Below are 13,177 nucleotides of genomic sequence, written 5' to 3'. Positions count from 1 at the left end.
GCAGCTTGCAGAATGCCCTGTAACCATTGGCTTATTCCTTTAGTTCATTTATTCACGGGGTGCCACCGCATTTGGAATCACCTGATGCAATCGGTCACACAACGCCTGAATCGGGCCGTTTTTCATCCGGTAGCTGACCCGATTGGCAATCAGACGACTGGTAATATCCAGTATGCTGATCTGCTCGACTAATCCGTTCTCCCGCAAGGTTTGCCCCGTTTCCACCATATCAACAATACGGTCTGCCAGACCAATTAACGGCGCCAGTTCAATGGAGCCATTCAGCTTAATAACCTCCACCTGTTGACCTTGCTCCCGAAAATACTGGGAAGCCACGTTCGGATATTTTGTAGCGACCCGCTGACGAATACCTGGCTGCCAATCTGGTAAAGCAATCACCGACATCCGGCAACGAGCAATCCCGAGATCCAGCAGTTCATACACATCCTTGTTTTCTTCCAGCAAAACATCCTTGCCCACGATGCCGATGTCCGCCGCCCCATACTCTACGTACGTAGGAACATCGACGGGCTTCGCCATAATAAATTCCATGCCTAGCTCAGGCAGTGGAATGACCAGTTTACGCGTTTCGTCCACATCCAGTGGAATCGGAACCCCCGCTTGGCGAAACAGCTCGGAAGCCTGCTTATAAATCCGTCCCTTTGGCATGGCTACCTTCAACGTTTCCGTCATGGCAATTCTCTCCTTTGTACTGGCTGTCTTCCTTCGGCTGTATAGCTGTATACCTCTGCGTACAGGCCATGCTGTTCACGACGTCGATCTTCCGTTCCGCCCGTGAGCCCTGTCACTACCGTAAGGCCTATTGCGCGTAGCTGTGCCGCTGCGGATAACGCCTCTTGGCGTCCCTGTGCGTCATAACGGATAAGTACAGGAAGCTTCGTCTCCATTTGGATACCATCCACACCATCGACGATCCGGTTCGTCTTCAATGCAAATCCCGTTGCAGGTACGGATCGACCAAACTGCTGAAGCAGATTGTCATAGCGACCTCCGTTGCATACCGGGAACCCAATCTCCGCCGCATAGCCCTCAAAAGTCATTCCTGTATAATATGAAAAATCTCCGATCATGGTAAGGTCGATTAACACATGCTCAGATACGCCGTAAGCCTCCAGTACTTCCCACACCTCGCACAAATGTGCAATGGATCGAATCGTCTGCTGCTCCACACTAAGACGGGTAGCCTGGTCACAAATTTCTTTTCCACCGCGCAACCGAAGAATAGCTTCCAGCTTATCCCGATGTTCGGGAGCCAAGCCCAAAGCTTCAATCGCTGTTCGGTAGCCCACTACATCACGACTGAGCAACAGTTCCTTTAGCGCTTGTTGTTCAGCCTGACGGCCGGGAATGATTTCCTCAAATAAGCCGTTCAGGAATCCCACATGCCCCATGGCAATTTTAAAAGAGGTCACCCCTGCTGCCTGTAATGATGCAATTGCCAATGCTACAACTTCTGCATCAGCCTCAGGCGAATCATCACCCACCAGCTCCACACCCGTCTGAAAAAACTCCGCTTCTCTTCCTGCTTCTTCCTCAATCGCCCGAAATACATTTGCGTGATAGGAAAGTCGGAGTGGTACTTCCTCTTCCTTTAGCAACGAAGATACCACCCGTGCAATCGGAGCGGTCATATCCGATCGCAGCACCAACGTGGTTCCCCGGTTATTGAGCAATTTAAACAGCTTGCGATCGGAAGTAGAACTAGCCACTCCCACCGTATCGTAGTATTCCATCGTAGGCGTCATAATCTGGCGGTAACCCCAACGCTCCATGCATTCGAGTACATTCAGTTCAATGGTTCGCAGCTTCGACACTGCACGCGGAAGATAATCTCGAACCCCTACAGGGATCTCGAACCCTTTTGGCTTAGACATCTCTATCACCTCATGATTTCACAATATCTTTATCATGGTAAAGTGCTAACAAACTAAAGTATATTCGATATATTATCATGCCCTACTTGTGAACGTCAACCGAACAGCGCAGCCCTTTTTTTTACGGATTCGCCAAGTGGCTGCCCCTCTCTATATTTTATCCAATGCAAAATACATGAATCCTATATGAATAACATCTATCAACGTATTCTCCGGAGCAAGACCGCGCTTACGGTAATTTTTGTGCATATAGAGTTGTTCAGCTCCACTGAAAACTTATAAATTCTATACTCTAAAAAAAGACTGCCAGCTTTAAGCTAACAGTCCAAATCAAAATATTTAGCTATTTATCTGTTCATCTTTACTCCGGGAAGGAAACTTTGGAACCGTGCCCAAACCGATCCATGCAAATGGTACATATCGAAAACACAACGTCACAATCAGCCATGAGCCAAACAGCGCCAACAACCATCCACCCGCAACAGAGAAGATATATTCTACCGGCGTTCCTTGGAAATCCAACTTGCGATACACCCGCAATAACGCTGGGTGAAGTAAATAAATGCCGAATGAGCATGCCCCCAGCCAACTGATTAACATTCGCAGCCTATCGTTAGTATGACGATATAATAAGACCGAGAACTGAAACAGCACCAGCGCAGAGACGAGGGCATATGCATTATGGAGCAGTTCATAGATCAGCGAGTCTGCATAGATGGCTTTGCGGTATGCTACAAACCATATTTGCACATAAGCTATACCCAGGAGTAGCCAAGCCACCCACAAGCCCCACCAACTGATCAACTGACTGCGACTAATTGCCGTACCTGACACCGGTAAAAGCCACTTTTTAAACCCTTCATATCCAATTGCTACAGCTGCACCCAAGGCAAAATAACTGATATACGTAATCGCAAGACTTCCTCTTTCCTCTTGCCAAACGTATTTGTTCAGCAATACAAACCCCCATTGAATGACTAACCCTACTATCAAAATGACAAAGGCTGCTCTCCGTGGACTCGATATCGAATGGCATAAACGCTGCACTCCCCACAGCAACAGCGGAAAGACCAAATAAAATTGGATGATGATGATGACATAATACAAATGCGTGTATGCCTTTCCCGTTAACAGCACGAGCGGAAGATCACTGAGCGGCATCAACCCACGTGTTACCAAGGTCAAATAATACACAAGAGAAAACAAAACGTACGGTAACACAATAAACATCAGTCTTTTTCGGAAAAATATAAGCATATTCTTACCACGAAGCGGCCTATCAACATAATTGTAAAATAAAACAAACCCGCTCACAAAAATAAATACGGGCACTGCAAAGCTACTAAACACATTTAAAAATAAAAAAGGATAAAACAATAGAGAATGACGCGCATCAATTAAAGCCATTGAAGTCGCATGAATGGTAACAACGGCTGCAATTAATATTCCCCGGTAAATATCAAGCTCTGGTATACGTTCTTTTTTGACCAAATCAACACGCTCCTATATCGCCTTGCAAATATGTCTGTTATCAATCTTTAAACATAATTAACATGCATTACCCCACTTATTATACAGAAAAACAATGCAAGAAAGACCCCTTAATACATAAGGGGCCTTTCTATTGTGCTATTTACTGCTCATTCACACCAGAGCGTCTTAAATCACGTAACGGATTGCCACCCACAAATGCACCTGCGGGCACGTCTTTATGCACGACGGCTCCGGCCGCTACGATAGCTCCGTCACCGATGGTCACACCCGGCAAAATGGTTGTGTTGGCGCCGATCAACACATGATCACCAATCACCACTTTACCGATACGATACTCCTCTATGAGGTATTCGTGAGCCAGTATCGTCGTGTTATATCCAATGACCGAATTGTTCCCTATCGTAATATGCTCCGGAAAAAAAACATCTACCATCACCATCAGGCCGAAGGCCGCATGTTGCCCCACCTTCATCCCCAGCATTCTGCGGTAAATGACGTTTTTCAGAGAAAGCACAGGACAATACCGGGCAATCTGTATAAAAATAAAGTTCTTAATGCCTTTCCAGCGGCTCACCGTCCGATAAATCTGCCACAACGCATTGGGACCTTCTACAGGATAGCGGTTCACCTTTCTCACGATACATTGACACCTTGAAGCTCCAGCTTCAGCAAATCCCGCATATCATGCAACATGTAGTCTGGCCCATATCCGCGCAGAGTTTCCTCACCCTTGAGCGACCAAGCTACACCAGCCGATTTCACACCTGCTGCCTGAGCTGACAAAATATCAAAAGAACTGTCTCCGACCATCAATGTATGCTCTGCTTCAGCATTCAAACCTGCCAATGCCTTGAGCACTGGCTCAGCGTGTGGCTTTGGATGCTCCACATCGTCTACCGTCACAATATAGTCCATAGAGGAGGTCAGATTGAACAGGTTAAGTACACGTAACGTGGATGGTCGTATTTTGGTTGTCACAACCCCCAGCTTAATTCCTCGCGCACGCAACTCCTGAATAACCTCAATGACATATGGAAATGGCTTCACCATTTGATCATGATGAATCTGATTATAAGCACGATAGTCCTTAACTAACCCAGATACATCCGTTAATCCCGAAAAAGTACGGAGTTGATCGTCCAGCGTTCCACCCATATGAGGAATAATATGCTCCCGCGTCAGCGGATCAGCATCCGGATGATTCAAAATGTGTAGAAATGTGCTGATAATCAACTCATTCGTATCCATGATGGTGCCGTCTAAATCAAACAAAATCGTATTTATCATAGATGCTCCTTCTTGTCCTCGTCCGTGTCTTCCTTAGGTAGCTTATCCGTCGTAGCTGTTGGAGGAACCGCGCCCTGTCCTGGACGGGATACCTGTTCTGGCGTCACGTCAGGTACCTGATCAATCCCCGCTTTGCTGGAGATAATCGGATCGCTATACCGAGCAACAGATGTGCCCTTCCGGCGACGAACCAAAATGAAAATCACGGCGGCTACCACAATGAAAATAGGCAGCAATTGCGAGATCCGTACATTACCGTAACTCGGGTCCAGATGCCCTGGTTCAAACCCTAACCACACCATAGGAGACCACAAAGCATTCACAAAGGAAGCCAGCCAATCTGGTCCCTGAAAAGCCAAACTATCCGTCCGTACACGCTCGATGAAAAAGCGGCCAATCGAGTACCAAATGAAGTAAAACGCAAACATTTCGCCTGCACGTACAAATTTCATACGACGAATGACGAGCAGCAAAATCACACCGACAATACTCCACAGTGATTCATATAAAAATGTAGGGTGATGGAAAACCCCGTTAACGTTCATCTGATTCACAATGAAATCCGGCAGATGGAGCTGATTTCGCAAAAATGTTTCTTCCGTCGGTCCACCGTAGGCTTCCTGATTGACAAAATTACCCCAGCGTCCAATCGCTTGACCGATCAGTAGGCCTGGTGCACAAATATCAGCGATACGCCAGAAGTTATACCCTTTATACCGGAAATAAATGACCGCACATATAATGGCTCCGATCAAGGCACCGTATATCGCAATACCGCCGTTCCAAATTTTGAAAACATCCCATAGATTATCTCGGTAGTCTTCCCATTTGAAGGCTACATAATAAATACGCGCTCCAATAATAGCTGATGGAACACCTAGAAGCAGCATATCCATAAAAAAGTCCTGCGGAATACCGAATCTTTTTCCTTCACGGATGGCGAGATATAAACCCACAAGCGCCGCCAGCCCCAAAATAAGCCCATACCAGTGGACCTTGATTGCCCCGATTGAAAAAGCGATCGGATTCAGCAGTAATGTTGCCGTTGACATATGTTTCTCTCACTCCTCGTTCTTCCTTGCAAACGAACAAACCTTAATCCATCTCTTCCATATCTTCAGAAATCGTAGCAGTCAGCTTGTTTGTAAATTGCAGGGCTGCATTAACACCCATTTGTTTCAAACGATAGTTCATTGCCGCCACCTCGATAATAACAGCCAAGTTTCGGCCCGGACGAACTGGGATCGTAACCAGTGGAACATCTGTATCAATAATACGTGTCGTTTCTTCATCTAGACCAAGACGGTCATACTGCTTGTCCTGCTGCCATGCCTCTAGACGGACAACCAATGTAATCCGCTTGTTATTACGAACTGCGCCAGCACCAAACAGCGTCATCACATTAATAATGCCCACGCCACGAATTTCCAAGAGGTGACGGATCAGCTCAGGTGCCGTACCATGCAGCTGAAAATCGGACGTTTGCCGAATTTCTACCGCATCATCTGCTACCAAGCGATGTCCACGTTTAACCAGTTCCAGTGCCGTTTCACTTTTACCAATTCCGCTACTTCCTGTGATAAGCATTCCCACGCCATACACGTCACACAGTACACCATGAATAGTCGCCGTAGGAGCCAGCTTTCTTTCGAGAAAGCCTGTGATGCGGCTTGATAAAATCGTCGTCGCCATATTAGTGCGCAGTACAGGAATATCTCGCTCTGCGCTCGCCTCCACTAGCTCAGCCGGTACCTCCAGACCACGTGTGATAATAATGCATGGAGTCAGCTCTGTACACAGACGCTCCATCCGATCCCGTCGCTCCTCAGGAGGCAGCATCCCCAGAAAAGCCAACTCAGACCTTCCCAGAAGCTGTACCCGCTCCTGTGTATGATATTCAAAATACCCGGCCATCTCCAGACCTGGGCGATTCAAATCATCCACTGTGATCAGTCTTCGCAGACCTTTTTCACCAGAAATAACTTCCATTTGAAACTGCTGTACAAGCTCGGATACCTTTACCTGTTTAGCCATTGTATTCTCCCCTTCATCTGCAAAACCGGATTCTATACGTCATTTGATTTATGTAGCTTTACCCTATTAACCATACAGCCCAACGCCAGTCTATGCTGCACTGCACCAATCCACACTCCATTTGATTTAACGCTATGGTTCCAGGCTAACTCTATTCCGACAGCTGGATTGATCCCATCTAGGAACCTTGCCTGCATCTAGACCTGTACCATTGTACCCATCGTATCGGAATTTTCCAATGAATGCAATGCCGAAGCTAGTAGCCGTATGCGATATACAAAAAGAGTCGCAGTTATCCGCTTGGGGAAAACTGCGACTCTCTTCCAGAGGCAAATTTTATTCGCCAACCAGAATACTCAATTCCGATTCCTTATCAAAAATATGAACCTTGTTCATATCAACAGCCAACTTCGCTTTGACACCATCACGAGTATTGGAACGTCCGTCTACACGGGCAATAATCGTATCATTTCCGGCACCGCTCAGGTACAACAGCATTTCATGACCGAGATTTTCTGTTACATCCACAGTGGATGTAAAGATTGTATTCGGAGAAGCCTCCAAGAATACAGGCTCTTCATGAATATCCTCAGGACGGATACCCAAGATCACTTCTTTGCCGATATAGCCCTTCGCTTTTAAAATCTGTCCCTTACCTTCTGGTACGAACAGATCCAGACCTGGCGCATTAAAGTGCAATGCACCTTCTTTTTCAACCAGCTTACCTGTGATAAAGTTCATCGTAGGAGAGCCGATAAAACCAGCTACGAACAGATTCACTGGACGGTTATACAGTTCATCTGGGGATGCAGCTTGTTGGATAATACCATCCTTCATAACGACAATCCGGTCACCCATCGTCATGGCTTCGACCTGGTCATGGGTTACGTAGATAACAGTCGTCTCCAGACGCTTAGCCAGCTTCGTGATTTCCGCACGCATCTGACCACGCAGCTTGGCATCCAAGTTGGACAGTGGCTCATCCATCAAGAACACTTGCGGGTCACGCACAATCGCACGTCCCAAGGCAACACGCTGACGCTGACCACCTGATAACGCTTTCGGCTTGCGATCCAGCAGATGCTCAATATCAAGGATTTTAGCCGCTTCACGTACACGTTTGTCAATTTCTTCTTTCTTCACCTTACGGAGCTTCAGACCAAAAGCCATGTTTTGGTATACATTCATATGCGGATACAAGGCATAGGATTGGAATACCATCGCGATATCGCGGTCCTTTGGAGCCACGTCGTTCACAACACGATCTCCAATGTACAATTTACCGTCTGAAATTTCCTCCAGACCAGCGATCATACGGAGCGTAGTAGATTTACCACAACCGGAAGGACCAACCAATACGAGAAACTCTTTATCTTGAATGTCCAAATTGACATCAACAACCGTAGCTTTATCTGCACCCGGATATTTTTTGAAAATATGCTCTAAACGTACACCAGCCATAGCTTTTGCCTCCCTAAGATCAAGTTATGAAATCGAATACATTTCTTACTTGTATCTTACCCTAGTACACGTAGCGTGGCTATTCGCAAACTGCACAAAAATGCTATTTTCTTTTTGTCACTTTGTACAATAGGAGATAGAGCTTGACCAAAACTGCATCATTAAACGTCCGCACGTCCAATCCGGTCTCCTGTTTGATCTTGTCCAAACGGTAAATCAACGTATTTCGATGCACATACAGACGCTTAGCTGTCTCACTCACATTACAATCCAATTGAAAAAAGATATCTAATGTAGCCATCGTTTCTGAGTCTTCCAGTATGACAGATGATTTCATTACCTGCTCTAAAAATAGTACGCGTTGTTCCTTGGGAATGCGGTTTAACAGCCTTTCTAAATGAAGCTCCCATGAAAAGTGGATGTGCTCTGTTACATGAAAAATCTTGCCCAGATGTATCGTCTCCCATAACAAATTCAGCTCTTGGGGAAGACTTTGCAAAGGGATCGAAGGCTTAGAAACCGCCAAATGGAATACACCCACCCACTCATTCGCAATAAGCTCATATAGGCCCAAGCTAAAAGCCGTAAGAACCTCCTCCAGCGATTCCGTAAAATCTGCATCCCTGGACTCAGTGTCTTTATCCCGTTCATCGTCAGCTCCTAATAAAAGCTCCTTTTTAGCCATAATCAGCCAAGACTGTTCGTCCAATGGAGTAAGTAACACATCCCCTCCAAAATAGCTCGCGAACAATCGATGAAGCTGCGTATAAGTAATAGCCCCCTCCTGTGTTCCCTCGCCATTCAGTAAAATCGGAACCATACACGCTGATAGCGAATCACGAAGCTGCAATTCATCAGGAACCTCTTCTTCCCTGTTTAAATTGGCAGCCTGCTGTATGAGCCATTGTCCAAAACGATTCATCCGCTCTTCCTCGCTATAAATCGGGTTGTCCGACAATTGTGGACCGTTCTGCCAGACCTGCTCCATGTTCCCCAATAGCGCTTCTACCAGTTTCCGTTCTCGATCCGTCAAATATCTGGCCTCTACCACAAAGGCAGCCAGTTCACCTGCCGACGCACGAAACGGAAAATATAACTTGTTGTCACGGACAAACGATCTATCCGGAATAACTGAATCGGCTGTCTCTCCCTCTGCCATCACTTCCGGGCACCAAGGCACTATGGTAAAAGGCGCTTGAATAATATTCTGAAGCTGTTGCTGAATCCATTCTGTATCCAGAGTCACGCGATCACCACTTCACTTTTTTTAGAATATAGAATAAGCACTGAGCGAACATAATGAACTCATTATAACCTGTCGATACCGTAAAATAAAAAAGCTATATAAAAACATAACTTAAAACAATACAAAAAAAGCCATCAACCTATAGTTGATGACTTCTGATGAGCCATGAAGGACTCGAACCTTCGACACCCTGATTAAAAGTCAGGTGCTCTACCAACTGAGCTAATGGCTCGTAAAACTGGTGGAGGATGATGGATTCGAACCACCGAACCCGTAAGGGAGCAGATTTACAGTCTGATGCGTTTGGCCACTTCGCTAATCCTCCATATAAAGGTGGCTCGGGACGGAATCGAACCGCCGACACGAGGATTTTCAGTCCTCTGCTCTACCGACTGAGCTACCGAGCCATACCCATTAACAAAAAAATAAAGTGCGGAGGGATACCCCTTCCCACTTTAGTACGGAAAAACTATTGAATTGAAAAATGGCGGAACTGACGGGATTCGAACCCGCGATCTCCTGCGTGACAGGCAGGCATGTTAGGCCTCTACACCACAGTTCCCTAGATTTTTCAAAATTCAAAAAATGGTGCCGGCGAGAGGACTTGAACCCCCAACCTACTGATTACAAGTCAGTTGCTCTACCAGTTGAGCTACACCGGCACAATGGTGGAGGCTGAGGGGATCGAACCCCCGACCCTCTGCTTGTAAGGCAGATGCTCTCCCAGCTGAGCTAAGCCTCCTGGGTATGTATGGTAGCGGCGGAGGGGATCGAACCCCCGACCTCACGGGTATGAACCGTACGCTCTAGCCAGCTGAGCTACACCGCCATAACATAATATTTCGCTAGCTTGTCCTAAATGGCGGAGAGAGAGGGATTCGAACCCTCGCACCACTTTCGCAGTCTAACCCCTTAGCAGAGGGTCCCCTTATAGCCACTTGGGTATCTCTCCATATAAATGGACTCGCTTAGCAAAATTCCGCAAGTTATTCTTTAAATCAACAAAGTGATTTGGAATATCAAGCGCAATTTCAAGGTTACACCCTGAAAACTGGATCCGAAACTCATTTGCGTTTTATTCTTAGGATAAGCCCTCGACCGATTAGTATTGGTCAGCTCCATGCATTACTGCACTTCCACCCCCAACCTATCTACCTCGTCGTCTTCAAGGGGTCTTACGAATTGGGAAATCTCATCTTGAGGGGGGCTTCACGCTTAGATGCTTTCAGCGCTTATCCCTTCCGTACATAGCTACCCAGCGGTGCTCCTGGCGGAACAACTGGTACACCAGCGGTACGTCCATCCCGGTCCTCTCGTACTAAGGACAGCTCCTCTCAAATTTCCTACGCCCACGACAGATAGGGACCGAACTGTCTCACGACGTTCTGAACCCAGCTCGCGTACCGCTTTAATGGGCGAACAGCCCAACCCTTGGGACCTACTTCAGCCCCAGGATGCGATGAGCCGACATCGAGGTGCCAAACCTCCCCGTCGATGTGGACTCTTGGGGGAGATAAGCCTGTTATCCCCAGGGTAGCTTTTATCCGTTGAGCGATGGCCCTTCCATGCGGTACCACCGGATCACTAAGCCCGACTTTCGTCCCTGCTCGACTTGTAGGTCTCGCAGTCAAGCTCCCTTCTGCCTTTGCACTCTTCGAATGATTTCCAACCATTCTGAGGGAACCTTGGGGCGCCTCCGTTACTCTTTAGGAGGCGACCGCCCCAGTCAAACTGCCCACCTGACACTGTCCTCGCACCGGATTACGGTACCAAGTTAGAACCTAGATACGATCAGGGTGGTATCCCAAGGATGCCTCCTCTCAAGCTGGCGCTCAAGATTCAACGGCTCCCACCTATCCTGTACAGATCGTACCCAAATTCAATATCAAGCTGCAGTAAAGCTCCATGGGGTCTTTCCGTCTTGTCGCGGGTAACCTGCATCTTCACAGGTATTAAAATTTCACCGGATCTCTCGTTGAGACAGCGCCCAAGTCGTTACGCCATTCGTGCGGGTCAGAATTTACCTGACAAGGAATTTCGCTACCTTAGGACCGTTATAGTTACGGCCGCCGTTTACTGGGGCTTCGGTTCATAGCTTCGCCCGAAGGCTTACCACTCCCCTTAACCTTCCAGCACCGGGCAGGCGTCAGCCCGTATACTTCGCCTTGCGGCTTCGCACAGACCTGTGTTTTTGCTAAACAGTCGCTTGGGCCTTTTCACTGCGGCCCCCTCGGGCTATTCACCCTACCGAGGCACCCCTTCTCCCGAAGTTACGGGGTCATTTTGCCGAGTTCCTTAACGAGAGTTCTTCCGCGCGCCTTAGAATTCTCTTCTCGCCTACCTGTGTCGGTTTGCGGTACGGGCACCTTCTCCTGGCTAGAGGCTTTTCTTGGCAGTCTGAGATCATGACCTTCGCTACTATAATTTTCGCTCCCCATCACAGCCCAGCCTTACGATGTGCGGATTTGCCTACACACCAGCCTCACTGCTTAGACGGACATCCATCAGTCCGCGTCACTACCCTACTGCGTCACCCCATTGCTCATAACGGATTACGGTGGTACAGGAATTTCGACCTGTTGTCCTTCGACTACGCCTATCGGCCTCGCCTTAGGTCCCGACTTACCCTGAGCGGACGAACCTTCCTCAGGAACCCTTAGGCTTTCGGCGGATCTGATTCTCACAGATCTTTTCGTTACTCATACCGGCATTCTCACTTGAATGCAGTCCAGCGCTCCTTACGGTACACCTTCAACCCGCATTCAACGCTCCCCTACCCCTGATGCAAGCATCAAGCCATAGCTTCGGTGGTGTGTTTAGCCCCGTTACATTTTCGGCGCAGAGTCACTCGACCAGTGAGCTATTACGCACTCTTTCAATGGTGGCTGCTTCTAAGCCAACATCCTGGTTGTCTGTGCAACTCCACATCCTTTCCCACTTAACACACACTTGGGGACCTTAGCTGATGGTCTGGGCTGTTTCCCTTTCGACAATGGATCTTAGCACTCACTGTCTGACTCCCGGAACTAAATCTATGGCATTCGGAGTTTGACTGAGCTTGGTAACCCTTGCGGGCCCCGCACCCAATCAGTGCTCTACCTCCACGATTCTTTTTTCCGAGGCTAGCCCTAAAGCTATTTCGGGGAGAACCAGCTATCTCCGGGTTCGATTGGAATTTCTCCGCTACCCCCACCTCATCCCCGCATTTTTCAACATGCGTGGGTTCGGGCCTCCAGTGCGTGTTACCGCACCTTCACCCTGGACAGGGGTAGATCACCCGGTTTCGGGTCTACGTCCACGTACTCATTCGCCCTATTCAGACTCGCTTTCGCTGCGGCTTCAGCTCTTCACCTTAACCTTGCACGGGAACGTAACTCGCCGGTTCATTCTACAAAAGGCACGCCATCACCCATAGATCGGGCTCTGACTTCTTGTAAGCACACGGTTTCAGGATCTATTTCACTCCCCTTCCGGGGTGCTTTTCACCTTTCCCTCACGGTACTGCTTCACTATCGGTCGCCAGGGAGTATTTAGCCTTGGCAGATGGTCCTGCCGGATTCATACGGGGTTTCACGTGCCCCGCACTACTCGGGATCCGTCTCGGAGAGAACAAGTTTTGAACTACAGGGCTTTTACCTTCTCTGGCGGGCCTTTCCAGACCTCTTCATCTAACCGGTTCCTTTGTAACTCCATGTGAGACGTCCCACAACCCCAAGAAGCAAGCTCCTTGGTTTGGGCTAATCCGCGTTCGCTCGCCGCT

The 13,177-nt window shown here is 48.0% G+C and carries 9 protein-coding genes, 8 tRNA genes and 1 rRNA gene (1 of these 18 cut by a window edge); all 18 read right to left on the bottom strand.

What is annotated here, in order from left to right:
* Window positions 1-48: 48 nt before the first annotated feature.
* Window positions 49-693, bottom strand: coding sequence for an ATP phosphoribosyltransferase (gene hisG, locus ACM1ND_RS00595; protein WP_023986475.1), 645 nt, complete (start codon window positions 691-693; stop codon window positions 49-51).
* Entirely contained in the window at window positions 690-1,895 is a 1,206-nt protein-coding gene (locus ACM1ND_RS00590; protein WP_418026919.1) for an ATP phosphoribosyltransferase regulatory subunit, read from the bottom strand. Before ACM1ND_RS00590 ends, hisG begins: the two co-directional genes overlap by 4 nt.
* Before the next feature lie 339 nt (window positions 1,896-2,234).
* The gene (locus tag ACM1ND_RS00585) at window positions 2,235-3,386 is read right to left on the bottom strand and encodes an acyltransferase (RefSeq protein WP_418026918.1); all 1,152 of its coding nucleotides are present in this window, start codon (window positions 3,384-3,386) and stop codon (window positions 2,235-2,237) included.
* 142 nt (window positions 3,387-3,528) lie between these two features.
* The gene (locus tag ACM1ND_RS00580) at window positions 3,529-4,026 is read right to left on the bottom strand and encodes an acyltransferase (RefSeq protein ID WP_028541869.1); all 498 of its coding nucleotides are present in this window, start codon (window positions 4,024-4,026) and stop codon (window positions 3,529-3,531) included.
* Window positions 4,023-4,676 carry a pyrophosphatase PpaX gene (gene ppaX / locus ACM1ND_RS00575; protein WP_028541868.1) on the bottom strand — a complete coding sequence of 218 codons (654 nt, stop codon included), beginning with the start codon at window positions 4,674-4,676 and terminating at the stop codon, window positions 4,023-4,025. The genes ACM1ND_RS00580 and ppaX overlap by 4 nt, the downstream gene beginning before the upstream one ends.
* The gene (gene lgt, locus ACM1ND_RS00570; RefSeq protein WP_023986466.1) at window positions 4,673-5,728 is read right to left on the bottom strand and encodes a prolipoprotein diacylglyceryl transferase; all 1,056 of its coding nucleotides are present in this window, start codon (window positions 5,726-5,728) and stop codon (window positions 4,673-4,675) included. The genes ppaX and lgt overlap by 4 nt, the downstream gene beginning before the upstream one ends.
* A 43-nt stretch (window positions 5,729-5,771) precedes the next feature.
* Window positions 5,772-6,710, bottom strand: a complete 939-nt coding sequence (gene hprK / locus ACM1ND_RS00565) for an HPr(Ser) kinase/phosphatase (protein ID WP_013308232.1) — start codon at window positions 6,708-6,710, stop codon at window positions 5,772-5,774.
* A gap of 336 nt (window positions 6,711-7,046) precedes the next feature.
* Window positions 7,047-8,171, bottom strand: coding sequence for an ABC transporter ATP-binding protein (locus ACM1ND_RS00560; protein WP_250241705.1), 1,125 nt, complete (start codon window positions 8,169-8,171; stop codon window positions 7,047-7,049).
* A gap of 103 nt (window positions 8,172-8,274) precedes the next feature.
* Window positions 8,275-9,417 (bottom strand): PucR family transcriptional regulator, encoded by a 1,143-nt coding sequence (locus tag ACM1ND_RS00555; protein ID WP_028541866.1) that lies wholly within the window; start codon window positions 9,415-9,417, stop codon window positions 8,275-8,277.
* A gap of 159 nt (window positions 9,418-9,576) precedes the next feature.
* Window positions 9,577-9,649: transfer RNA gene (locus tag ACM1ND_RS00550), tRNA-Lys, on the bottom strand.
* Between the two features lie 7 nt (window positions 9,650-9,656).
* Window positions 9,657-9,742, bottom strand: a tRNA-Tyr gene (locus tag ACM1ND_RS00545).
* Between the two features lie 9 nt (window positions 9,743-9,751).
* A tRNA-Phe gene (locus ACM1ND_RS00540) sits at window positions 9,752-9,824 on the bottom strand.
* A 78-nt stretch (window positions 9,825-9,902) separates the two neighbouring features.
* A tRNA-Asp gene (locus tag ACM1ND_RS00535) sits at window positions 9,903-9,979 on the bottom strand.
* A 24-nt stretch (window positions 9,980-10,003) separates the two neighbouring features.
* Window positions 10,004-10,079: transfer RNA gene (locus ACM1ND_RS00530), tRNA-Thr, on the bottom strand.
* Between the two features lie 4 nt (window positions 10,080-10,083).
* Window positions 10,084-10,159 (bottom strand) — tRNA-Val (locus tag ACM1ND_RS00525).
* 10 nt (window positions 10,160-10,169) lie between these two features.
* Window positions 10,170-10,246, bottom strand: a tRNA-Met gene (locus ACM1ND_RS00520).
* 31 nt (window positions 10,247-10,277) lie between these two features.
* Window positions 10,278-10,369: transfer RNA gene (locus ACM1ND_RS00515), tRNA-Ser, on the bottom strand.
* Window positions 10,370-10,499: 130 nt separating this feature from the next.
* Window positions 10,500-13,177, bottom strand: a 23S ribosomal RNA gene (locus ACM1ND_RS00510); it runs 247 nt beyond the window's last position.

The organism is Paenibacillus sp. JJ1722 (assembly GCF_048282685.1).
GTDB lineage: Bacteria > Bacillota > Bacilli > Paenibacillales > Paenibacillaceae > Paenibacillus > Paenibacillus polymyxa_B.
Note: the sequence above shows the minus strand (reverse complement) of the source record. Positions and strands in the feature narration are given on the sequence as shown.

Excerpts from the sequence above, each read along its gene's own strand:
- hisG (WP_023986475.1), bottom strand. The coding sequence starts at position 693 with ATGACGGAAACGTTGAAGGTAGCCATGCCAAAGGGACGGATTTATAAG.
- ACM1ND_RS00590 (WP_418026919.1), bottom strand. The coding sequence starts at position 1,895 with ATGTCTAAGCCAAAAGGGTTCGAGATCCCTGTAGGGGTTCGAGATTAT.
- ppaX (WP_028541868.1), bottom strand. The coding sequence starts at position 4,676 with ATGATAAATACGATTTTGTTTGATTTAGACGGCACCATCATGGATACG.
- lgt (WP_023986466.1), bottom strand. The coding sequence starts at position 5,728 with ATGTCAACGGCAACATTACTGCTGAATCCGATCGCTTTTTCAATCGGG.
- hprK (WP_013308232.1), bottom strand. The coding sequence starts at position 6,710 with ATGGCTAAACAGGTAAAGGTATCCGAGCTTGTACAGCAGTTTCAAATG.
- ACM1ND_RS00560 (WP_250241705.1), bottom strand. The coding sequence starts at position 8,171 with ATGGCTGGTGTACGTTTAGAGCATATTTTCAAAAAATATCCGGGTGCA.